At 67.5% G+C, this 22,437-nt stretch carries 23 protein-coding genes; 18 read left to right on the top strand and 5 right to left on the bottom strand.

Annotated elements, in window-relative coordinates:
- Positions 1-56: 56 nt before the first annotated feature.
- From ACJ512_RS27050 to ACJ512_RS27035, 4 genes are all read left to right on the top strand, one after another.
- Positions 57-839, top strand: a complete 783-nt coding sequence (locus ACJ512_RS27050; protein ID WP_407685778.1) for an SDR family oxidoreductase — start codon at positions 57-59, stop codon at positions 837-839.
- 19 nt (positions 840-858) lie between these two features.
- Positions 859-1,764 (top strand): SDR family oxidoreductase, encoded by a 906-nt coding sequence (locus ACJ512_RS27045; protein ID WP_407685779.1) that lies wholly within the window; start codon positions 859-861, stop codon positions 1,762-1,764.
- A 149-nt stretch (positions 1,765-1,913) separates the two neighbouring features.
- Positions 1,914-3,503 (top strand): ISL3 family transposase, encoded by a 1,590-nt coding sequence (locus tag ACJ512_RS27040; protein WP_461479898.1) that lies wholly within the window; start codon positions 1,914-1,916, stop codon positions 3,501-3,503.
- A 70-nt stretch (positions 3,504-3,573) separates the two neighbouring features.
- Positions 3,574-3,672: a PE-PPE domain-containing protein gene (locus tag ACJ512_RS27035; protein ID WP_407689777.1), complete on the top strand. Its 99-nt coding sequence runs from the start codon at positions 3,574-3,576 to the stop codon at positions 3,670-3,672.
- An 800-nt stretch (positions 3,673-4,472) separates the two neighbouring features.
- Here ACJ512_RS27035 and ACJ512_RS27030 read toward each other — a convergent pair.
- Together ACJ512_RS27030 and ACJ512_RS27025 are read right to left on the bottom strand one after the other, a co-directional pair.
- Positions 4,473-4,925: a nitroreductase family deazaflavin-dependent oxidoreductase gene (locus ACJ512_RS27030; RefSeq protein ID WP_407689778.1), complete on the bottom strand. Its 453-nt coding sequence runs from the start codon at positions 4,923-4,925 to the stop codon at positions 4,473-4,475.
- Between the two features lie 7 nt (positions 4,926-4,932).
- The gene (locus ACJ512_RS27025; RefSeq protein WP_407689779.1) at positions 4,933-5,274 is read right to left on the bottom strand and encodes a hypothetical protein; all 342 of its coding nucleotides are present in this window, start codon (positions 5,272-5,274) and stop codon (positions 4,933-4,935) included.
- Positions 5,275-5,369: 95 nt separating this feature from the next.
- Between ACJ512_RS27025 and ACJ512_RS27020 the strand changes: the two genes are divergently transcribed.
- Complete coding sequence (locus tag ACJ512_RS27020) at positions 5,370-6,356, top strand: IS630 family transposase (RefSeq protein ID WP_461479897.1); 987 nt, start codon at positions 5,370-5,372, stop codon at positions 6,354-6,356.
- 80 nt (positions 6,357-6,436) lie between these two features.
- Here ACJ512_RS27020 and ACJ512_RS27015 read toward each other — a convergent pair whose 3' ends face one another.
- A complete protein-coding gene (locus ACJ512_RS27015; RefSeq protein ID WP_407687771.1) occupies positions 6,437-7,600 on the bottom strand; it encodes a steroid 3-ketoacyl-CoA thiolase in 1,164 nt (387 codons plus the stop codon).
- A gap of 169 nt (positions 7,601-7,769) precedes the next feature.
- On the opposite strand from ACJ512_RS27015, the gene ACJ512_RS27010 reads away from it, so the two are divergent.
- The 7 genes from ACJ512_RS27010 (at position 7,770) to ACJ512_RS26980 (ending at position 14,694) form a co-directional block, all read left to right on the top strand.
- On the top strand, positions 7,770-9,020 hold the full coding sequence (locus tag ACJ512_RS27010) for a cytochrome P450 (RefSeq protein ID WP_407687770.1): 1,251 nt from the start codon (positions 7,770-7,772) through the stop codon (positions 9,018-9,020).
- On the top strand, positions 9,020-10,039 hold the full coding sequence (locus tag ACJ512_RS27005; protein WP_407687769.1) for an acyl-CoA dehydrogenase family protein: 1,020 nt from the start codon (positions 9,020-9,022) through the stop codon (positions 10,037-10,039). Before ACJ512_RS27010 ends, ACJ512_RS27005 begins: the two co-directional genes overlap by 1 nt.
- Positions 10,024-11,187, top strand: a complete 1,164-nt coding sequence (gene fadE29 / locus ACJ512_RS27000) for an acyl-CoA dehydrogenase FadE29 (RefSeq protein ID WP_407687768.1) — start codon at positions 10,024-10,026, stop codon at positions 11,185-11,187. Before ACJ512_RS27005 ends, fadE29 begins: the two co-directional genes overlap by 16 nt.
- Positions 11,184-12,137 (top strand): bifunctional MaoC family dehydratase N-terminal/OB-fold nucleic acid binding domain-containing protein, encoded by a 954-nt coding sequence (locus ACJ512_RS26995; protein WP_407687767.1) that lies wholly within the window; start codon positions 11,184-11,186, stop codon positions 12,135-12,137. Before fadE29 ends, ACJ512_RS26995 begins: the two co-directional genes overlap by 4 nt.
- On the top strand, positions 12,134-12,535 hold the full coding sequence (locus tag ACJ512_RS26990) for a MaoC family dehydratase (RefSeq protein ID WP_407687766.1): 402 nt from the start codon (positions 12,134-12,136) through the stop codon (positions 12,533-12,535). Before ACJ512_RS26995 ends, ACJ512_RS26990 begins: the two co-directional genes overlap by 4 nt.
- Positions 12,535-13,704, top strand: coding sequence for a lipid-transfer protein (locus tag ACJ512_RS26985; protein WP_407687765.1), 1,170 nt, complete (start codon positions 12,535-12,537; stop codon positions 13,702-13,704). The genes ACJ512_RS26990 and ACJ512_RS26985 overlap by 1 nt, the downstream gene beginning before the upstream one ends.
- A 114-nt stretch (positions 13,705-13,818) precedes the next feature.
- Entirely contained in the window at positions 13,819-14,694 is an 876-nt protein-coding gene (locus ACJ512_RS26980; RefSeq protein WP_407687764.1) for a DUF559 domain-containing protein, read from the top strand.
- Positions 14,695-14,713: 19 nt separating this feature from the next.
- On the opposite strand, the gene ACJ512_RS26975 is transcribed toward ACJ512_RS26980, so the two are convergent.
- Both ACJ512_RS26975 and kstD read right to left on the bottom strand, forming a co-directional pair.
- Positions 14,714-15,574, bottom strand: a complete 861-nt coding sequence (locus tag ACJ512_RS26975; RefSeq protein ID WP_369736752.1) for a MaoC/PaaZ C-terminal domain-containing protein — start codon at positions 15,572-15,574, stop codon at positions 14,714-14,716.
- A gap of 1 nt (position 15,575) precedes the next feature.
- Positions 15,576-17,258 carry a 3-oxosteroid 1-dehydrogenase gene (gene kstD / locus ACJ512_RS26970; RefSeq protein ID WP_407687763.1) on the bottom strand — a complete coding sequence of 561 codons (1,683 nt, stop codon included), beginning with the start codon at positions 17,256-17,258 and terminating at the stop codon, positions 15,576-15,578.
- Between the two features lie 72 nt (positions 17,259-17,330).
- Between kstD and ACJ512_RS26965 the strand changes: the two genes are divergently transcribed.
- From ACJ512_RS26965 to ACJ512_RS26940, 6 genes are all read left to right on the top strand, one after another.
- The gene (locus ACJ512_RS26965; protein WP_407687762.1) at positions 17,331-18,116 is read left to right on the top strand and encodes a 2-keto-4-pentenoate hydratase; all 786 of its coding nucleotides are present in this window, start codon (positions 17,331-17,333) and stop codon (positions 18,114-18,116) included.
- Between the two features lie 11 nt (positions 18,117-18,127).
- Positions 18,128-19,069: an acetaldehyde dehydrogenase (acetylating) gene (locus ACJ512_RS26960; RefSeq protein WP_369736754.1), complete on the top strand. Its 942-nt coding sequence runs from the start codon at positions 18,128-18,130 to the stop codon at positions 19,067-19,069.
- Positions 19,066-20,127, top strand: a complete 1,062-nt coding sequence (gene dmpG / locus ACJ512_RS26955) for a 4-hydroxy-2-oxovalerate aldolase (RefSeq protein ID WP_407687761.1) — start codon at positions 19,066-19,068, stop codon at positions 20,125-20,127. Before ACJ512_RS26960 ends, dmpG begins: the two co-directional genes overlap by 4 nt.
- 133 nt (positions 20,128-20,260) lie before the next feature.
- Positions 20,261-21,442 carry a PPE family protein gene (locus ACJ512_RS26950; RefSeq protein WP_461479896.1) on the top strand — a complete coding sequence of 394 codons (1,182 nt, stop codon included), beginning with the start codon at positions 20,261-20,263 and terminating at the stop codon, positions 21,440-21,442.
- 149 nt (positions 21,443-21,591) lie between these two features.
- On the top strand, positions 21,592-22,029 hold the full coding sequence (locus ACJ512_RS26945; RefSeq protein WP_407687759.1) for a hemophore-related protein: 438 nt from the start codon (positions 21,592-21,594) through the stop codon (positions 22,027-22,029).
- A gap of 64 nt (positions 22,030-22,093) precedes the next feature.
- Complete coding sequence (locus tag ACJ512_RS26940) at positions 22,094-22,396, top strand: hypothetical protein (protein WP_407687758.1); 303 nt, start codon at positions 22,094-22,096, stop codon at positions 22,394-22,396.
- The last annotated feature ends 41 nt before the right edge of the window (positions 22,397-22,437 follow it).

The raw sequence follows: 22,437 nt of genomic DNA, 5'->3' as shown, positions 1-22,437 counted from the left end.
TATGAAAACCAGGGGCGTGGCTACCTAAGCAAGCACTTGCTTGGTACGCTAGCACAGTGACTCGCGCCGAAGGAGCCGCCGACGCCATCAGTTTGGGCCTGGCCGGGCGGGTCGTCCTCGTCACCGGCGGCGTTCGAGGGGTGGGCGCCGGTATCAGCGCCGTTTTCGCTCGGCAGGGCGCGACCGTCGTCACCTGCGCGCGCCGCGCCGTCGAGGGGTCGCCGTACGAGTTCCACGCGTGCGACGTCCGCGACGAGGAGTCGGTGGCGCGGCTCGTCGGTGCGATCGGCGAACGCCATGGCCGCCTCGACGTGCTGGTCAACAACGCCGGAGGTTCGCCGTACGCGCTGGCCGCCGAGGCCACACACAACTTCCACCGCAAGATCGTCGAGCTCAACATGCTTGCGCCGCTGCTGGTTTCGCAGCACGCGAATGCCCTGATGCAAAAGCAGCCCGGCGGGGGTTCGATCGTCAACGTGTGCAGCGTCAGCGGCCGCCGCCCGACGCCGGGTACGGCCGCCTACGGGGCGGCCAAGGCTGGCCTGGAGAACCTGACGTCGACCTTGGCGGTGGAGTGGGCTCCGAAGGTGCGGGTGAATGCGGTGGTGGTCGGCATGGTGGAGACCGAACAGTCCGAACTGTTCTACGGCGACGCCGAGTCGATCGCCCGCGTGGCCGCTACGGTGCCGCTCGGCCGGCTGGCCAAGCCCGACGACATCGGTTGGGCCGCCGCATTTCTGACTTCCGACGTGGCCTCCTACATCAGCGGTGCCACGCTGGAGGTGCATGGCGGCGGCGAGCCGCCGCCGTATCTGGCCGCCTCGAGCGCCAACAAGTAACGAGTTGAGGAGCAACGGTATGGGCTTGGTGGACGGCCGGGTCGTCATCGTCACCGGAGCCGGCGGCGGGATCGGGCGGGCCCACGCGCTGGCGTTCGCCGCCGAGGGCGCGCGGGTGGTGGTCAACGACATCGGGGTGGGTCTGGACGGTTCGCCCGCGGGCGGTGGCAGCGCCGCGCAGGGCGTCGTCGACGAAATCACCTCGGCCGGTGGGGAAGCCGTGGCCAACGGGTCGAACATCGCCGACTGGAGCCAGGCCGAGAGCCTCGTCCGGGCCGCGGTCGAGACGTTCGGTGGCCTGGACGTCGTGGTCAACAATGCCGGCATCGTGCGCGACCGCATGATGGCCAACACCAGCGAAGAGGAGTTCGACGCCGTCGTCGCCGTGCACCTCAAGGGGCACTTCGCGATGATGCGGCACGCCGCGTCGTACTGGCGCGGGCTGTCCAAGGCGGGCACGGCGGTCGATGCGCGGATCGTCAACACCAGCTCCGGTGCGGGCCTGCAGGGCAGCGTCGGGCAGGGCAACTACAGCGCCGCCAAGGCCGGCATCGCGGCGATGACGCTCGTCGGCGCGGCCGAGATGGGGCGTTACGGCGTGACGGTCAACGCGATCGCGCCGTCGGCGCGCACCCGCATGACCGAGACCGTCTTCGCCGAGATGATGGCAACGCAGGGCCAGGATTTCGACGCCATGGCGCCCGAGAACGTCTCGCCGCTGGTCGTCTGGCTGGGCAGCGCCGAGTCCCGCGACGTCACCGGCAAGGTGTTCGAGGTCGAGGGCGGCAAGATCCGCGTCGCCGAGGGCTGGGCGCACGGCCCGCAGATCGACAAGGGCGCGAAGTGGGACCCCGCCGAACTGGGACCCGTGGTCACCGACCTGCTGGCCAAGGCGCGCCCGCCGGTTCCGGTTTACGGGGCCTAGCAGCGCCCGATCACACGCCCGGCGCGAGCTGTGTGATACGCCAGGGGGCCCCTGGAACCTTCGCAGTTTTCCCGCGATTCCTGGGGGCTACTGCCCTCAAACGCGATAGTTTTCGTTCCGAGCCGCCGCGGCCGCTCGGGCGCGAGCAGGTGTACGTCGTCGCAGTGCCGGAGTTTTTGGATTCGGCGGCAGCGGATTTGGGCAGTGTCGCCGGAGCACTCGACGCCGCGCGCGCGTCGACGGCGGCTCAGACCACGGGGGTCGTGGCCGCGGCCGAGGATGAGGTCTCGGCGGCGATCGCGGCGGTGTTCTCCGGCCACGCCCAGGCCTTCCAGGCTTTGACCACGGAGGCGGCGGCGTTTCACCAGCAGTTTCTGCAGGCGTTGACCGGGGGCGCGGGGGCCTACGCCGGCGCCGAGGTGACCAACGCTTCTGTTTTGGGCGCTTCTGGGTTTTGTGTGGGTGCGGTTTTGGGTTTGACGGGCGGCAGCGGCAGGATTTGCCGTATGCGCGACACCGAGCTGTACCGCCATCTGCTGGGACTGGAGACGCCATGGAAGGTGGGGCGGGTCGAGCTGTCAGCAACCGACGGGCGAGTGGATGTATGGGTTGAGCATCCGGCCCGGACCCGGTTCGCCTGCCCGGACTGCGATGCCGTGCTGTCGGTCTATGACCACTCGGCTGAGCGGGCCTGGCGACATTTGGACTCGTGCGCGTTTTTGACCTTCCTGCACGCGAGTCCGCCGCGGGTGGACTGTCCCGAACACGGGGTGCGTCAGGTTGCGTTGCCGTGGGCCGAGCCGCACTCGCGGTTCACGACGTTGTTCGAGCGGCTGGCGATCGACGTGCTCGCCGCCTGCGACGTAGCCTCTGCCGCCAAGCTGCTGGGTATCAGCTGGGACGAGGCGTGGCACCTGATGGACCGTGCGGTCACTCGGGGCCTGGCCACCAAACCGCTGAACGTGCCAGCCCATGTGGGGGTCGATGAGAAAGCGGCCGGGAAAGGACAGGACTACATCACCGTGGTCAGTGACCTGGAAGCCGGCACCGTAGAATACATCGCTGACGAACGCCGACAGGCCAGCCTGGACGGCTATTTCGAACAGTTCACCGCCGAACAGCGGGCCGGGATCGAGGCGGTGGCGATGGACATGTGGGAGCCGTACGCCGCCTCGGTACGCGCACACCTGAGCGACGCCGAGGACAAGATCGTCTTCGACCACTATCACCTGATGAGGTATCTGACCAAGGCCGTGGACACCGTGCGCAAGGCCGAGAACCGGGCGTTGGCCCTCACCGGCGACAAGAGCCTGGCCGGCAGCAAGTACCTGTGGCTGTACTCGGCCGAGAACCTACCCGAGCGCCACCACGACCGCTTCGCCGCCCTGCGGGCCAGCGACCTCAAAACCGCCCGCGCATGGGCCCTCAAGGAGAACCTACGGCGCTTCTGGTCCTACCGGCGCCGCGGCTGGGGTGCCAAGCATTTCGCCCGCTGGTACTTCTGGGCCACCCATTCCCGGCTGCAACCGATCATCGACGCAGCAAAGACCCTCAAACGTCACGAGGCGGGGCTGCTGTCCTACTTCGCGCATCCGATCACCAACGCCGGCGCCGAAGGCCTCAACTCCCGCATCCAGGCCATCCGCGTCTCTGCCCGCGGCTACCGCAATCGAGAGCACTTCAAGACCGCAATCTACTTCCACCTCGGCGGATTACAGCTCTACCCGGTCGCACCATGACCCACAAACTTCCCGGAAGCGCCCTGTTTTGGTGTTGCCGGGGTCCGAAGGCCTGGGCACCCCGAACAGCATGACCAACTACTACATGATCACCACCCCGAATCTACCGCTGCTGGAACCGCTGCGCGCGATCCCGGTCATCGGCAACCCGGTGGCCGACCTGCTGTAGCCGGATCTGAAAGTTCTGGTCAACCTCGGCTACGGCGACCCCAATTACGGTTGGTCGCGGGGGCCGGCCAACGTGCCCACCCAGTTCGGCCTGTTCCCACCGCTGAGCGACGTGGCGAAAGTGCCCGGCCTACTCTTCACGGGGACCCAGCAGGGCTTCACCGACTTCTTCCATGACGTTCCCGCCGAATTCTCCTCGGCGGGAACGCTGTTGCCATCGCTCCCCGCGCCCGGCTCACTCATGCCGTCGCTCGCCGCGCTGACCGTACCCTCGTCGAGGCAATCGGCCAGCCCATCGCCACCGACACCTACCTGATCCCGTTGGCCGGTGCCTTCGAAGCGTTCGCCGTCATCGGTCAGGCCTCGAACGTCATCAGCGACCTGGGCGCCATCTTCACCGGCGCCGTCCCGGGTGATCTGCCCGTGATCGTCCCGTAGCGTAAACAGCCGCCGGCGGCGTCGGCATCGCAGATCACGACCGGGATGTGCTGGGCAGCAACGGTTTGGGCCTGCTCGCCGGACGCATTGTCACCGGCTCCGGTCTATGGGGCCGGAGGGCCCGCCGGTTCGCACACCACCGACGGGATCACCCGGTCGGTGATCTCGCGGTACTTGCGGTAGGGCGGGTACATCCGCGTCAGCGGCGGCCAGGTCCGACTTGCGCCCGGTCGTGGTGAGCAGCGCCGCGGAAGGCCAGTTTCGCGTCGATCGGGCGCGCGCGAAGTATCTGAGCAGCAAAGCGATCGGTCGAGAGTTGCGAATTCACCCCTGCCTGGCCGTGCTGCCCGGGGTAGGGCGGCGTCAGGGGTCGCAGATGACGACGGGGATGACCCGATCCGTCCACGACCGGTAGTCGCCGAACGACGGGTACATGGCGTCCAGCTTCGGCCAGTATTCTGCGCGCTCCTCCTTGGTGGCATCGCGCGCCCGCAACTGCAACACCTCGTCCTTGATCTGCACGGACACTTGGGGATTCGCCTTGAGGTTCAGGTACCACAGCGGATGCTTGTCGCTGCCGCCCTTCGATGCGACCAACACCACGCGGTCCCCCTCGCGCAGGTAGAGCAACGGGCTCACCCGCGGTTCGCCGGTCTTGCGGCCCGTCGTGGTGAGCAGCGCGACCGGAGCCTTGCCGAAGGTACCGCCGAGCTTTCCGTTGCTGCGACGGTAGATCCACGCGTTGCCCTTGGCCATGTACTTGATGATCAGGCCGACCCAGGGTGAGTTCAGCGAGCGTGGCTTCTCTTTCGGCATGGTGTTCCTAACGCTGGACGAATGGATGAAAGCGGACCTTGATGTGCTGGATTTCGGCTGTGCCACCGGGGCTTTCGGCGGGAATCACGAAGGTCTCGTCGACCCGCGCGGCCACCCGCCGCCCGCCGAAGGCCACCTTGGTCAGCACGTCGTACACCGCGCGCACCTCGTCGCCGCTGATGCGGTAGTCCGGCGGGGTCGCGTCGGCGATGATCCGGTACTGGGGGCCGCGGTTGAGGCCGCGCCGCATGTGGCGCCCGGAGAACCCGTTCTTGATGCCCTGCTCGACGCGGGTGCAGCCCTTTGCGAACGGAACCGCGTCGGCGTTGTGGCTGACCAGTGCATCGATATACTAAAACGGTCATTAGTTAGTCGACTTTGTGGTTGAATTATGTTGTGCGAGATGATGATGGCCGCAGGCTCGATCACGGAACGCTTGAAGCGATGAGAATGCGTGCGGTGCAGGCGGTTCTCGATGGCCAGCATCCAGAATCGGTGGCCTTGGCGTTGGGGATGCACCGCAAGACGGTGTACGGGTGGGTGGCCACGTACAACGAAGGGGGTTGGGCGGCACTGAAGGCCAGGCCGGTGCCTGGTCGTGCGCCGAAGCTGACCGATCAGCAGCTGGGCGAGCTCTACGCCTTGGTGGCGGGCAATGACCCGCGCCAGCTGCAGTTCGAGTTCGCGTTGTGGACCCGGGAGATGGTGCGGGAACTGATCAAGCGCCGGTTCGGGGTGTCGTTGGCCGTCACCAGCGTGGGGCGCATCCTGCGGGGTCTGGGTATGTCGGCGCAAAAGCCGCTGTGGCGTGCCTATCAGGCCGATCCGGAGGCGGTCGAACGGTGGAAGCGCGAGGAGTACCCCGACATCGCCAAACTCGCCAAGAAGCGCAAGGCGACGATCTACTTCGCCGACGAGGCCTCGGTGCGCAGCGATTACCACCGGGGCACCACCTGGGCGCCGGTCGGCCAGACCCCGGTCGTGGCGACCACCGGGGCACGGTTCTCGGTGAACATGATCTCGGCGGTCACCGCCAAGGGCACGTTGCGGTTCTCGATCATCGACGGCACCCTGACCGCGGACAAGTTCATCGACTTCTGCAAACGGCTGCTCCACGACGCCGCCGGCCCGGTGTTTTTGATCCTCGACGGCCATCCGGTGCACAAATCAAAAGCCCTGGCCCGCTTCGCAGCATCCACCAATGGCATGCTCACCCTATTTCGGATTCCGGCCTACTCGCCGCAGCTCAACCCTGACGAATGGGTCTGGAAGAACGTCAAGGCCGATCGGGTCGGCCGTTCCGGCATCACCGGGCCCGACCAGTTCAAAACGCTGTGTGTCAACGCCTTACGACGTTTGCAGCGGATGCCCCACCTCATACGCGGCTTCTTCGCCGCCCCAGACCTTGCCTACATCCGGGCCGCAGCATAATGCGTCGACTAACCAATGGTCGGCTTAGTAAGCCTGCGCCGCGGCGATGCGGCTCTCTTCGGGAACGCGCACCGCTCGGGCTAGATGCGCTCGATGATGGTGCCGGTGGACAGGGCGCCGCCGGCGCACATGGTGATCAGCGCGGTGCTCTGGTCGGTGCGCTCCAATTCGTGCAGCGCGGTGGTGATCAGGCGGCTGCCGGTGCAGCCGACCGGGTGGCCCAACGCGATCGCGCCGCCGTTGACGTTGACCCGGGCCATGTCGGGTTCGTGCACCCGGGCCCACGACAGCACCACCGACGCGAACGCCTCGTTGATCTCGACGATGTCGATGTCGCCCATCTTCATCCCGGCCTTCTCCAGCACCTTCGCCGTCGACTGCACCGGGCCGTCCAGATGGTAGTAGGGCTCCGCGCCGACCAGCGCCTGGCTGACGATCCGGGCCCGGGGGCGCAGGCCCAGCGCCTTGGCCTTGTCCTCGTCCATCCAGAGAACGGCCGCCGCACCGTCGGAGATCTGTGACGACGTTCCCGCCGTGTGGATCCCGCCCTCCAGGACCGGCTTGAGCGAGCTCAGGCCCGACAGCGTGGTGTCGCGCAGGCCCTGGTCACGGGAGATGGTCACGCGCTCCGAGGTCGGCTGCTTGTTCTCGTCGAGCGCCGGCGCCACGATCGGGGAGATCTCGCGGTCGAAGCGGCCCTCGTCCCAGGCCTGCTTGGCCTTGGCCTGGGACTCGAAACCGAACTGGTCGATGTCTTCGCGGGTGATGCCCCGCCGCTTGGCGATTCGCTCGGCCGCGGTGAACTGGTCGGGCAGGTCGATGTCCCACGACTCGGGCCGCAGGATGGTGCGGTCGGGCCCGGCATTGGCGCCCAGTCCGACGCGGCTCATCGCCTCGATCCCGCACGCGATGCCGATGTCGATGGCGCCGACCGCGATCAGCCCGGCGATCAGGTGGTTGGCCTGCTGGCCGCTGCCGCACTGGCAGTCCACGGTCGCGGCGCCGACATGCTCCGGCAGCCCGGCGGCCAGCCAGCTCACCCGGGTGATGTTGTTCGACTGCTCGCCGAACTGCGTCACGCAGCCGCCGATGGCCTGTTCGACGTCGCCGGCGTCGATGCCGGCCTTCTCCACGACTGCCTTCTGCACCGCCCCCAGCAGCTCGGTGGCGTGCAGTCCTGACAGCCATCCAGCGCGTTTCCCGATGGGGCTGCGGGTGGCTTCGACGATTACCGGGTTACCCATGGGGCCAGGCTAGAACACGTTTCATTACTATGACAAGCGAGGATGCGTCCGCGCCTTTTTTCTACGGTGGAGGCGTGTTTTACTGGCAACAGAGCTCCACTAGGAGAGCTAGTGCCCTGGATCGCCAGTCGCAGGAACAGCATATGCACGAGCAGTGAGGAGAAACAGCGTGCCTAGCCCCCACCTTCCGCCCGGATTCGACTTTCTCGATCCGGACCGAAACCTCAAAGGCCTGCCGGTCGCGGAACTGGCCGAGCTGCGTAAATCCCAGCCGATCTACTGGCTGGACGTTCCGGGCGGGACCGGGGGCTTCGGCGACAAGGGCTACTGGGTGATCACCAAGCACCGGGACGTCAAGGAGATCTCGCTGCGCAGCGACATCTTCTCCAGCCAGCAGGACTGCGCCATCCCGGTCTGGCCGCAGGAGATGACGCGCGAGCAGATCGACTTGCAGCGACTCGTCATGCTCAACATGGACGCCCCGCACCACACCCGGTTGCGCAAGATCATCTCCCGTGGCTTCACCCCGCGCGCCATCGGACGGCTTCGCGACGAGCTGGACAGCCGCGCGCAGAACATCGCCAAGACGGCCGCGGCGGCGGGCTCGGGAGACTTCGTCGAGCAGGTCTCCTGCGAGCTGCCGCTGCAGGCGATCGCCGGTCTGCTGGGCGTGCCGCAGGAGGACCGCGACAAGATCTTCCGCTGGTCCAACGAGATGACCGGCAACCAGGATCCCGAGTTCGCCCACGTCGACCCGGCGACGTCGTCCGCCGAGATCATCGCATACGCCATGAAGATGGCCGAGGAGCGCGGCAAGAACCCCGGCGACGACATCGTCACCAAGCTGATCCAGGCGGACATCGAGGGGGAGAAGCTCTCCGACGACGAGTTCGGGTTCTTCGTGATGATGCTCGCCGTCGCCGGCAACGAGACCACGCGGAACTCCATCACCCACGGCATGGTCGCGTTCTCGCAGAACCCGGAGCAATGGGAGCTGTTCAAGAGGGAAAGGCCCGAGACCGCGCCCGACGAGATCGTGCGCTGGGCCACCCCGGTGACCGCGTTCCAGCGCACCGCCCTCGAGGACTACGAGCTCTCCGGGGTGCAGATCAAGCAGGGCCAGCGGGTGGTGATGTTCTACCGCTCGGCCAACTTCGACGAAGAGGTTTTCCAGGATCCGTTCAGCTTCAACATCATGCGAAACCCCAACCCGCACGTCGGTTTCGGCGGTACCGGGGCGCATTACTGCATCGGCGCCAACCTGGCCAAGATGACGATCAGCCTGATCTTCAACGCCGTCGCCGACCACATGCCCGACCTGAAGCCGATCTCGGAGCCCGAGCGGCTGCGGTCGGGTTGGCTCAACGGCATCAAGCACTGGCAGGTCGATTACACCGGTCAGTGCCCGGTGAGCCACTGATGGACTTCAATCTCACCGCGACGCAGCAGGCCGTCGCCGACGTGGTCACGTCCGTACTGGGCCGGGACCTTTCGTGGACGGCTCTGGTCGACGGGGGTGTGACGGCGCTGCCGGTGCCCGAACGCCTCGGCGGCGACGGCGTGGGTCTGCCCGAGGTCGCGACGGTGCTCACCGAAGTGGGCCGCCACGGCGCCATCACGCCGGCGTTGGCCACACTGGGCCTGGGCGTGGTGCCGCTGCGCGACCTCGCCTCCGAGGAACAGCAGGACCGCTTTCTGGGTGGGGTGGCCAAGGGTGGTGTGCTGAGCGCCGCGCTCGACGAACCCGGCGCCGCGCTGCCCGACCGGCCCGCCACCACGTTGGCCGGCGGGCGGCTGGCGGGCACCAAAGTCGCTGTGCCGTATGCCGAGGAGGCCGACTGGATGATCGTGACCGCGGACAACGGGGTCGCGGTGGTTTCGCCGAAGGCCGACGGTGTCCGGTTGGTGCGCACCCCGACTTCGAACGGTTCCGAAGAGTACACGGTCACGTTCGACGACGTCGCGGTCGAGGAATCCGGTGTGCTGGCGAACGCGGGCGCGCCCCGGGTCAACCAGCTCGCGCTGGCGATGATCGGCGCATACGCCGACGGTTTGGTGGCCGGGGCGCTGCGCCTGACCGCCGACTACGTGGCCAACCGCAAGCAGTTCGGCAAACCGCTGTCCACCTTCCAGACCGTGGCGGCGCAGCTCTCGGAGGTCTACATCGCCTCGCGCACCATCGATCTGGTGGCGAAGTCGGTCGTGTGGCGGCTCTCGGAGGGCCGGGACGCCGTTGACGATCTGGACGTCCTGGGCTACTGGATCACCTCGCAGGCGCCGCCGATGATGCAGACCTGTCACCACCTGCACGGCGGCATGGGCATGGACATCACCTATCCGATGCACCGGTACTACTCCACGATCAAGGACCTGACCCGTCTGCTGGGCGGGCCATCTCATCGCCTCGAACTGGTGGGAGCGCAATGTTCATCGATCTGACCCCCGAGCAGCGCCAGCTGCAAGCCGAGCTGCGGCAGTACTTCTCGAACCTCATCTCCTCCGACGAGATGAAGGCGATGGAGCAGGACCGGCACAACGAGGCTTACCGTGCGGTGATCCGCCGGATGGGCCGCGACGGCAAGCTCGGGGTCGGGTGGCCGAAGGAGTACGGCGGGTTGGGCTTCGGCCCGATCGAGCAGTCGATCTTCGTCAACGAGGCACATCGCGCCGACGTGCCGCTGCCCGCCGTGACGCTGCAGACGGTGGGTCCCACGCTGCAGGTTTTCGGCACCGAGTTGCAGAAGAAGAAGTTCCTCCCGGCGATCCTGGCCGGTGAGGTGCATTTCGCGATCGGCTACAGCGAACCGGAGGCGGGGACCGACCTGGCATCGCTGCGGACCACCGCCGTCCGCCAGGGCGACGAATACATCGTCAACGGCCAGAAGATGTGGACCACCGGCGGCCACGACGCCGACTACATCTGGCTGGCCTGCCGCACGGATCCGGAAGCGGTCAAGCACAAGGGCATTTCGATCCTGATCGTCGACACGAAGGATCCCGGTTTTTCGTGGACGCCGGTGATCCTGTCCGACGGTGCCCACCACACCAATGCCACGTACTACAACGACGTGCGGGTGCCCGCCGACATGCTGGTCGGCGAGGAGAACGGCGGGTGGCGGCTGATCACCACCCAGCTCAACAACGAGCGCGTCATGCTCGGGCCCGCCGGTCGGGTCGCCGGTATCTACGACCGGGTCCACGCGTGGGCGTCCAAGCCGGGTGCCGACGGGGTCACCCCCATCGACCACGCCGACGTCAAGCGCGCGCTCGGTGAGATCTACTCGATGTGGCGGGTCAACGAACTGCTCAACTGGCAGGTGGCGGCGGCGGGTGAGGACATCAACGTGGCCGATGCCGCGTCGACGAAAGTCTTCGGCACCGAACGCATTCAGCACGTCGGCCGGCTCGCCGAGGAGATCGTCGGCAAATACGGCAACCCGGCCGAGGCGGGCACCGCCGAGCTGCTCGACTGGCTGGACTCCCAGACCAAGCGCAACCTGGTGATCACCTTCGGCGGAGGAGTGAACGAAGTCATGCGAGAGATGATTGCGGCCGCGGGCCTCAAGGTGCCGAGGGTGCCCAGATGACCGACATCGCCGAAGCCGTCGCCGAGATCAAGGCGGCCGGCGCCCCCAAGCCGCGCGTCGGGCGCGACCCGGTGAACCAGCCGATGGTGAACAACTGGGTGGAGGCGATCGGCGACCGCAACCCCATCTACGTCGACGAGGCCGCGGCCCGGGCGGCCGGGCACCCCGGGATCGTCGCCCCGCCGGCCATGATCCAGGTGTGGACGATGTTCGGGCTGGGCGGTGCGCGTCCCAAGGACGACCCGCTGGGGCCCATCATGCAGCTCTTCGACGACGCCGGGTACATCGGCGTGGTCGCCACGAACTGCGAGCAGACCTATCACCGTTATCTGCGGCCCGGCGAGCAGGTCGCCATCACCTCGGAGATGGGTGACGTGGTCGGGCCCAAGCAGACCGCGCTGGGCGAGGGCTTCTTCGTCAACCAGCACATCATCTGGCGGGTGGGTGACGAGGACGTCGCCGAGATGAATTGGCGCATCCTCAAATTCAGGCCGCGCGAGGAATCCGCGGCGTCTTCCACGGTTCCGGAGGACCTGGACCCCGACGCCATGATGCGCCCGTCGTCGTCGCGGGACACCGCCTTCTTCTGGGAGGGTGTCAAGGCGCACGAGCTTCGGATCCAGCGGCGCCCCGACGGGAGCCTGCAGCACCCGCCCGTGCCCGCGGTGTGGCAGGACAAAGCCGCGCCGATCGACTACGTGGTGGCCGGCGGCAAGGGCACCGTGTTCAGCTTCGTGGTGCACCACGCGCCGAAGGTACCCGGCCGCACGCTGCCGTTCGTGATCGCTTTGGTCGAGCTCGAGGAGGGCGTGCGCATGCTGGGTGAGCTGCGTGGCGTGGACCCCGCCGAGGTGGCGATCGGAATGCCGGTGCGCGCCAACTACATCGACTTCCCGGCCGGTGCCACCGGGCCGGAATGGACCCTCTACGCCTGGGAGCCTTCGGCATGAGCGCACCCGTTGTCGAAGTGGGCACGACGCTGCCCGAGCTCAAGCTGTACGGCGACCCGACGTTCATCATCTCGACGGCCCTGGCCACCCGGGACTTCCAGGACGTGCACCACGACCGCGACAAGGCGCAGGCCAAGGGGTCCAAGGACATCTTCGTCAACATCCTGACCGACACTGGCCTGGTGCAGCGCTACGTCACCGACTGGGCCGGTCCGTCGGCCCTGATCAAGTCGATCGGGCTGCGGCTGGGCGTGCCGTGGTACGCCTACGACACGGTGACGTTCTCCGGTGAGGTGACCGCGATCGAGGACGGTCTGGTCACCGTCAAGGTGCTGGGCCGCAACAGCCTTGGCGATCATGTCATCGCGACGGTGACGCTGACGATGGGGGATGCGTGATGCTGTCCGGTAAAGCGGCGATTGTCGGCATCGGCGCCACCGACTTCTCGAAGAACTCGGGCCGCAGCGAGCTGAGGCTGGCGGCCGAGGCCGTGCTGGACGCGCTGGGCGATGCCGGTCTGTCACCGTCGGACGTCGACGGGCTGACCACCTTCACGATGGACACCAACAACGAGACCGCGGTCGCGCGTGCCGTCGGCATCGGTGATCTGAAGTTCTTCTCCCAGATCGGTTACGGCGGCGGCGCCGCGTGCGCGACCGTCCAGCAGGCCGCGATCGCCGTCGCCACCGGGGTGGCCGACGTCGTCGTCGCCTACCGGGCTTTCAACGAACGCTCGGGCATGCGCTTCGGCCAGGTGCAGACCCGTCTGGTGGGAGACGGAGGCGCACAGGCGGATTCGACGACTGCAGACAACTCCTTTTCGTATCCGCACGGGCTTTCCACGCCGGCCGCGCAGGTCGCCATGATCGCCCGGCGCTACATGCACTCCTCGGGTGCGACCAGCCGGGACTTCGGCGCCATCTCGGTGGCCGACCGCAGGCACGCCGCCAACAACCCGAAGGCGTACTTCTACGAGAAGTCGATCACCATTGAGGACCACCAGAATTCGCGGTGGATCGCCGAGCCGTTGCGGTTGCTGGACTGCTGCCAGGAGACCGACGGCGCGGTCGCGATCGTGGTGACGTCGGTCGAGCGCGCGCGGGACCTCAAGCAGCGGCCCGCGGTGATCGAGGCGGCGGCGCAGGGGTCGAGCCCCGACCAGTACACGATGGTCAGCTACTACCGCCCCGAGCTCGGTCTGCCCGAGATGGGCGTGGTGGGCCACCAGCTTTGGCAGCAGTCCGGGCTCAAACCGTCCGACATCCAGACCGCGGTCATCTACGACCACTTCACGCCCTTCACGCTGATCCAGTTGGAGGAGTTGGGTTTCTGCGGCAAGGGCGAGGCCAAGGACTTCATCGCCGACGGGGCGATCGAGGTGGGCGGCCGGCTGCCGATCAACACGCACGGGGGCCAGCTCGGCGAGGCCTACATCCACGGCATGAACGGCATCGCCGAGGGCGTGCGGCAGCTGCGTGGCACCTCGGTGAACCCCGTGCCCGACGTCGAGCACGTGCTCGTCACCGCGGGCACGGGCGTGCCCACGTCGGGCCTGATCCTCGGCTAGCCGCTTCGTTCTGCCGGGCGCCCGGCTGGCCGGGCGTTCGGTGCTCATCGTGCGGCTGGACGGGCGCTGGGCGGCTGAAGTGACGCCGGTGGTCAGGCGTGCGACCCTGCGGCGATGGGTGAGCCGTTTGTCGGGAGCGAAGCCATTGCCTGTGGCCTAGTGACCAAGAGCCAATTGGAGACGCGCTACCACCGGCTTTTTCGAGGCGTCTACATCGATCGCGACGCCGAGCTGACCGCCGCGGTGCGCGCCAAGGCCGCGTGGTTGTGGACCGGCCGCCGGGGAATTGTGGCGGGGTTCTCGGCGGCCGCCCTGCACGGAAGCAAATGGGTCGACGACAGAAGAGTCGTGGAACTCATCCACGCCAACCACCACCGCTCGGTGGGCATGCAGCTGCATAGAGACATTGTCGCGGCGGACGAAATCGACACCATTGGCGGCCTGGCGGTTACATCGCCGACCAGGACGGCACTGGACCTCGGCTGCTGGTACCCGACGATGACCGCCGTGGCGGGTATCGACGCATTGGCGGCAGCGACGGAAATCAAGGCAGCCGACGTCGAGCTGCTCGCACGCAGGTATGCGGGACGCCGGGGCATTGTGCGAGCACGGCGAGCCGCCGACCTGTTCGATGCCGGTGCGCAGTCGCCGAAAGAGTCATGGCTTCGCGTCGTCCTGATCGAGGCCGGCCTGCCGCGGCCCCAGACACAGATTCCGGTGCTCGACGAGTTCGGCAGTGTTTTCGCCTATGTGGATATGGGGTGGGCGGAGCTCAAAGTCGCCGTGGAGTACGACGGTGAGCAGCACCGCAACGATCGCCGGCAATACACCTGGGATGTCCGGAGGCTGGAAAGGCTCGAGCGTCTGGGTTGGATCGTCGTGAGGGTGGTCGCCGGCGACCGGCCGGGCGACATCTTGCACAGGGTTCGTGCCGCGCGTGCTCGTCGTTCGCCCGGCCAGCCGGGCACACGAGGACGAACCCCCGGCTAGCCGGGCGCTCGGCGCAGGGTTAGGCCGGGATCAGCTCGACGCCGGAGAGCACCACGGCGTTGTCGCGCGACGGCGCGACCACGCTGGCCATCACACGGCCGTCTTCCTTCCAGATGGCGACGCTGAGCGTCTCACCGGGGAACGCCACCCCGGCGAAGCGGGCCCCGTAGGCGGCCACCGCGCCGGCGTCGCCGTCGAGCAGGGCGTCGGCGATTGCCTTGCAGGTCATGCCGTAGGTGCACAGGCCGTGCAGGATGGGACGCGGAAAGCCCGCTGCCGCAGCAAATTCCGGATCCGAGTGCAGCGGATTGCGGTCGCCGCAGAGCCGGTAGAGCAGAGCTTGTTGCGGCAGGATCGGCATCGCGACTTCCAGATCGGGCGCCCGGTCAGGAGCCCCGTCCGATCCCGACGGCCCGCGTGAACCGCCGAATCCGCCCTCGCCGCGGGCGAAGATGGACCGCTTCTGCGTCCACAGCAGGGTGCCGTCCGGGGCGCTGACCGTGGTCTCGCTCCAGATCACCGCGGCCTTGCCCTTGTCCCAGATGTCTGTGAACCGGGTCACCGCGCGCGCCGAACCCGCCGGCGGCAGCGGTGCCGGCACCTCGATCCGCTCGCTGGCGTGCAGCACCTTGCTCAGCTCGATGTCGATGCCGGGGAACTGCACCGTCGGCGGTGTGGTCATGTGGAAGGTGGCGGCGACGTTGCCGAACGTCGGGAGCACCTGCGGTGTGTCGTCGACCAGGTAACGCAGTTCGTGGGGGTCCATCGGATCTTTGCCGGCGCCCAGCCCGAGGTGGTAGAGCTGCACATCGCTGCTGGTCCAAGAGAATTCGATGGGTTCCAGCTCGGCGGCCAGGGCGACGTCCACGTCGATGGGCATCTCAGGCTTCCCCCGCGATGTGTAGAGCGGCCAAATACCCGAAGGTCATGGCCGGACCGATGGTGCCGCCCGGGCCGGGATAGGTGTGTCCCATCACCGGGGCGCTGACATTGCCTGCGGCGTAGAGCCCTTCGATGATGGTGCCGTCGTCGCGCAGCGCACGGCCGTGCAGGTCGGTGCGGATACCGCCCTTGGTGCCCAGGTCCCCGGGAACCATCTTGGCGGCATAGTACGGCGCGTGGCTGATCTCGCCGAGGTTGGGATTCGGCTTGTTGGTGGGGTCACCGTAGTACTTGTCGTAGGCGCTCTCCCCCCGGTGAAAGTCGGCGTCCACGCCCGAACGCGCGAAGCCGTTGAAGCGCGCCACCGTGGCGGTGAACGCCGAGGTCGGCAGTCCCGCCTTTTCGGCCAGTTCTTCGAGCGTGTCCGCCTGGACGATCACCCCGGAATCCAGCCATTTGCGTGGAATGCGCTGGCCGGGCTGCAATCCGGCGAAGATGTAGCGGTCGCGGTACTGCTGGTCGAACACCAGCCACGCGGGGATGTTCTCCCCGGGTCCGGGCCCCTGCCCGTACTCCCCGCCGTACATGTGATGGCAGGCTTCGACGTAGGGCATCGATTCGTTCATGAACCGCTTGCCCGACATGTTGACGATGATCGAGCCCGGCGAGTTGCGCTCCGAGAGCGCGAACCACGGTGCGCCCACCAGCGGCACCGTCGGGCCCCACCACGCGTCCTCCATCAAATCCAGTGCTGCGCCCAGCTTTTCACCGGCTAGGATGCCGTCGCCGGTGTTCGCTTTGGCGCCGACGGTCCATTCGGTGGTGATCGGCGCCCGCTGATATTTCACCCGCATCTGTTCGTTGTGCTCGAATCCGCCGCAGGCCAGGATCACGCCGCGCCGGGCCCGGATCAGCCGGGGCTCGGTCGATTCGGGTGCGTCGGTGTCGCGCACATAGATTCCGCGCACCACCCCGTCCTCGACGCAGAGGTCGGTGAGTGCGGTGTTCAACTCGACCGGCACGCCGGCCTGCCGCAGCCCGATCCGCAGCGGGCCGATCAGCGCTCGGCCCATGCCGACGAGGTTCTTGCCCGTCGCCTTCGCCCACATCGTGCGCGCGCCGACCTTCAGGCTGCGCACCACGCCGCGCGGGTGTCGTTTGAGCTGGTTGAGCCGCACGTAATCCTGCTGCATCACAACGACGTTGAGCGGGACCTTGCCGTACGCCGGCTCCAGCCCGGCCATGTCGGCCCCGAGCTTGCGGGCGTCGAACGGCTTGGGCTCGATCGAACGCCCGCCCGCGCGCCCGCCCGGCGCCTCGGGGTAGTAGTCGGAGTAACCCGGCACCCAGCACATCTTCAGCGGGGTGTGCTTGAGGACGAACGACAGCATCTCGGGCCCGCGGTCGAGGTAGGCGTCGATCCTCTCCGGCTCCACGACGTCGCCGACGATCCCGTGCAGGTAGGTGCGGGCCGCCTCCGCGGTGTCGGGCACGCCGTAGCGCTGCAGCACCTCGTTGTTGGGAATCCACACGCCCCCACCCGAGCGTGCGGTGGAGCCGCCGAAATGAGAGGCCTTTTCGACGACTATCGTCGAGAGGCCTCGGTGTGCGGCGGTGAGGGCAGCTACCATGCCGGCTCCGCCGCTGCCGACCACGACGACGTCGAACTCCTGCGCTGTCATGTAGAACACGTTATAGAATTGCTCGGGCCGGGCGCTACCGGCCCGGTCAAACGGACGAGGGGACTTCGGTAAATGCTCAGTGCGCAGGTTCGCGACGAGCTGGCTGCGGGGTTGTGGCGTGCTGAGTTGAGTCGTGAGCCGGTCGCGCCGTTGACGGCTGCCCATCCTGAGATCGATGTGGTGGATGCTTATGAGATTCAGTTGATCAACATTCGTCGGCGGGTCTCGGGGGGTGCCCGGGTGGTGGGGCACAAGGTGGGGCTGTCGTCGTTGGCGATGCAGCAGATGATGGGTGTCGATGAGCCCGATTACGGGCATCTGCTCGATGAGATGCGGGTGTTGGAGGACACCCCGGTCAAGGCGGGCAAGTACCTGTACCCGCGAGTCGAGGTGGAGGTGGGTTTCATTTTGGCCGCCGACCTGCCGGGGGCGGGTTGCACCGAGGATGACGTGCTGGCCGCGACCGAGGCGCTGGTTCCTTCGATCGAGTTGATCGACACCCGGATCACCGATTGGAAGATCGCGTTGTGTGACACCATCGCCGACAACGCCTCCTCGGCGGGTTTCGTGTTGGGCGCGGCGCGGGTGTCGCCGGGCGAGGTGGACGTCACGGGGATCGAGGCGGTGTTGAGCCGTAACGGCGAGGTGATCGCCGAGGGCCGCAGCGAGGCGGTGCTGGGCAATCCGGTGACCGCGGTGGCCTGGCTGGCCCGCAAGGTGGAAAGCTTTGGGGTACGGCTGCGCAAAGGTGACATCGTGTTGCCCGGGTCGTGTACGCGGGCCATCGACGCGCGCGGCGGCGATGAGTTCGTCGCCGAGTTCACCGGCCTGGGCGCGGTCGGGTTGTCGTTCGAATAGGAGCGTTCTTCATGCCGTCGTCTCAAGCGGGTGTGGCCTTGAAAGTGGCCATTGTCGGGTCGGGAAACATCAGCACCGACCTGCTCTACAAGCTGCTGCGCTCGGAGTGGCTGGAACCGCGCTGGATGGTGGGCATCGACCCGGCCAGCGAGGGCCTGGCCCGGGCCCGCAAGCTGGGTTTGGAGACCACCCATGAGGGGGTGGACTGGCTTTTGGGGCGCTCGGAGAAACCCGATCTGGTGTTCGAGGCGACCAGTGCCTATGTGCACCGGCAGGCCGCACCCCGCTACGCCGAGGCCGGGATCCGGGCCATCGATTTGACCCCGGCGGCGGTGGGTCCGGCGGTGATCCCGCCGGCGAACCTGCGCGAGCACCTGGACGCCCCGAACGTCAACATGATCACCTGCGGGGGCCAGGCCACGATCCCGATCGTCTACGCGGTCTCGCGTGCGGTCGCCGAGCAGGGCGGGGTGCCCTATGCCGAGATCGTGGCGTCGGTGGCCTCGGTGTCGGCGGGGCCGGGTACGCGGGCCAACATCGACGAGTTCACCAAGACCACCAGCCGCGGCGTGCAAAGCATCGGCGGGGCGGTGCGCGGTAAGGCGATCATCATCTTGAACCCGGCCGACCCGCCGATGATCATGCGCGACACCATCTTTTGCGCCATCCCCGAGGACGCCGACCGCGACGCGATCGCCAAATCCATCCACGACGTGGTGGCTGAGGTGCAGACCTATGTGCCCGGCTACCGGCTGCTCAACGAGCCGCAGTTCGACGACCCCTCGCTTAACTCCGGCGGGCAGGCCCTGGTCACCACGTTCGTCGAGGTCGAAGGCGCCGGGGACTACCTGCCCCCCTATGCGGGCAACCTGGACATCATGACCGCGGCGGCCACCAAGGTCGGCGAGGAGATCGCCAAAGAGATGCTGTCGGTGGCAGGAGGCACACGATGAGCACGCAGGACATCTTCTTCAACCCCATCTGGGACGTGCGGATGACCGACACCTCGCTGCGCGACGGCTCGCACCACAAGCGCCACCAGTTCACCACCGACGAGGTCGCGGCGATCGTGGCGGCCCTCGACGTCGCGGGGGTGCCGGTGATCGAGGTGACCCACGGCGACGGGCTGGGCGGGTCGAGCTTCAACTACGGCTTTTCCAAAACCCCCGAACAAGAACTGATCAAACTCGCCGCCGAAACGGCCACAGAGGCCAAGATCGCCTTTTTGATGCTGCCTGGGGTGGGCACCAAGGACGACATCAAAGAGGCCCAGGACAACGGCGGGGCGATCTGCCGCATCGCCACCCACTGCACCGAGGCCGACGTCTCCATCCAGCACTTCGGGTTCGCCCGCGACCTGGGCCTGGAAACGGTCGGGTTTTTGATGATGGCCCACACCATCACTCCCGAGAAACTGGCCGCCCAGGCCCGCATCATGGCCGACGCCGGCTGCCAGTGCGTCTACGTCGTCGACTCGGCCGGCGCGCTGGTCCTCGAAGGGGTCCGCGACCGGGTCGCCGCGCTGGTCGCCGAACTCGGCGAGGACGCCCAGGTCGGCTTCCACGGCCATGAAAACCTCGGCCTGGGCGTAGCCAACTCGGTGGAGGCCGTCCGCGCGGGCGCCAAGCAGATCGACGGCTCGTGTCGCCGCTTCGGCGCCGGGGCCGGCAACGCACCCGTGGAGGCCCTGATCGGGGTGTTCGACAAGATCGGCGTCAAGACCGGCATCGACTTCTTCGACATCGCCGACGCCGCCGAGGACGTCGTACGCCCGGCCATGCCCGCCGAATGCGTACTGGACCGCAACGCCCTGGTCATGGGCTACTCCGGGGTCTACTCCAGCTTCCTCAAACACGCCGTCCGCCAATCCGAACGCTACGGAGTGCCCGCCCACCAACTCCTGCACCGCGCCGGCCAGCGCAAACTCATCGGCGGCCAAGAAGACCAACTCATCGACATCGCCCTGGAAATCAAACGCGAACAAGACAACGGGACAGCCGCCACGCACTGACCAAGTCGTCAATTTGCTGGTGTGACCCAGCCCACTAGCTGGATTTATTCAAGTCTGGCGCAAACGGGTGATTCTGAGCCCGGATTGTCCTACCTTCGTATTATCGACCGCCAGTCGGCATTAGGGGAGTCCGATGAGTTTCATGACGTTGCCACCGGAGATCAACTCTCTGCTGATGTACTCCGGTGCGGGGTCGGCTCCGATGCTCCAGGCCGCGGCGGCCTGGAACGGGTTGGCCAGCGAGTTGACCTCCGCCGCGCAGTCTTTTGCGTCGGTGACTTCCACATTGGCGGGGCAGGCGTGGCAGGGTGCGGCGGCCTCGGCGATGGCCGCGGCGGCGGCACCATACGCCGGGTGGTTGAATGCCGCGGCTTCCCAGGCGGCCAGTGCGGCGGCCCAGGCCCAGGCGGTGGCAAACGAGTTCGAGGCCGCGCTGACGGCCATGGTCCACCCGCTGGCGGTGGAGGCCAACCGAAACGGCCTGGTGAACCTGGTGATGTCGAACCTGTTCGGGCAGAATTGGCCGGCTATCGCGCAGACCGAGTTCAATTACGCGGAGATGTGGGCCCAGGACGTGTCCGCGATGGTGGGTTATCACGGTGGGGCGTCGGCGGCGGCCGCGCAACTGACCTCGGGGCAGGCTTCGATGCCGCCGATGCCGTTCTTGCCGGGCATGGGTGGTATGGGCGGTGGCAGCGGCGCCCTTACCGGCGGCAGCGCCGGCGCCGGCGCCGGCAACGCCGGGGCCGCCCAGACGACCGCCAACGTGGGTGGCGGCGGAGTTGTCGGCGGAGTTGTCGGCGGCGTGAACCTCGCGGCTACGACGGGCGGTGCGAGCGCAGGCACCGCGGGTTCCTACGGCGGTGACATGGCCGGTGGCGGACCCACTCAGGCCACCAGCGCCAGCACCGGCGGGGGGGTGGCCGACACCTCGAGCGTCGGCACCGCGGGCGTCACCGGCACAGCCCCGGGCCTCGCGGGAGCCGTCGGCATGGGAGCGATGATGGCCGCGCGGGTAGCGGGCTCGGCGTCTGCGGGCTCGCCGCCCGCACCCGCCGCGGAGGCTCCGGCGCCGGAAGCCGCCGCGCCGCCGCCCTCGGAGGTCGCGGCAGCGGTGGAAGCCGTCGAAGCGGAAGCCGTGGTGAGCACCCCGGCGGCGGGCACCCCGCTCGTCGCGACGTCGGCGGCGGCAGGCCCGGCTGCGGCCAACGCCCCGAAGGCCCCGACGAAAGCCCCCGCGGCCGAAGTCGAGGGACCGCGGGAAAGGGTGGCCGTGGAAGCCGAACTGCCGGAACTCAAAACCGCGACCCGGTAATCCTTCCGGTCGGTTCGGGTCTCAGGAACACCGAGACTGACGATTTCCGTTGTGCTGCAGGTGGTTTCGCGCCATCTGTTTTGCCGACGACCGCGTCGGGTAAGGCTTACAAGTCCGAGGCACTGCCGAGCGATGGAAGGAGCAACCCGATGACCGTGCCCGCCCCCCAGGTGCGCCGTGGCCTGCTCGGCATCCTTGCCGGCGGTCTGCTCAGCGCCGCCGCCTCGACCGCGACAGTGGCACCCGCGGCACACGCCGCACCCGACCCGTGTAGCTCGAGCGCCCACGCCGGCCGGCTGAGCACGACGTCGGACAGGATCAGCCAGTACCTGGCCGACAATCCCGACGTCAACCAGCGGCTGACCCGAATCGCGCAGCAACCGCCCGCCCAGGCCGAACCCGACCTGCGCAACTACCTGAACAGCCATCCCGGCGTGGCACGTGACCTGCAGAGCATCCGCGCCCCGCTGTCCGCCCAGCGCAACCAGTGCGGCATGCAGGTGCCGCCATCGAACATCCTGATGGGGTTGGGGTCGTTCATGAACGGATTCATGCCCTTCGGCGGCGGGCTGCCGTACGGCGGGTAGCGCCCAGCGGCGGCGCAGGTCACGTAAGGATTGGTGCGGCGCGAACGCGGGTAACCTGGCCAGCATGACCGTGATTACTACTGCCGGTGGGCGCAGGGGCGGGGTTACCCGCGTCGTCGGGGCCGGCTTGTTGGGCGCCATCGCGTCGATGGTGATCGCGCTCCCCGTGGCCAGCGCCGCTCCGGACTGCAATCAGACCGTGGGCAACTCGATCAACTCGTACCTGGAGCGTCATCCGGACCTGCATCGGCAGCTAGAGGAAAAGTCGGAGGCGGAGGGTGACGGCGGCAACGTCATCACCTATCTGAACAAGCATCCCGACGTGCGGCAGCATCTGATCGACCTGTCGCAGCAGTGCGTACCCTAGCGAGTCGGCCTCGTCGCTGAATGCCGCGCACGACGCGCGGG

The organism is Mycobacterium cajalii, from assembly GCF_045809005.2.
In the GTDB taxonomy this organism is placed as follows: domain Bacteria; phylum Actinomycetota; class Actinomycetes; order Mycobacteriales; family Mycobacteriaceae; genus Mycobacterium.
This window is presented reverse-complemented; position numbering and strand designations above follow the sequence as displayed.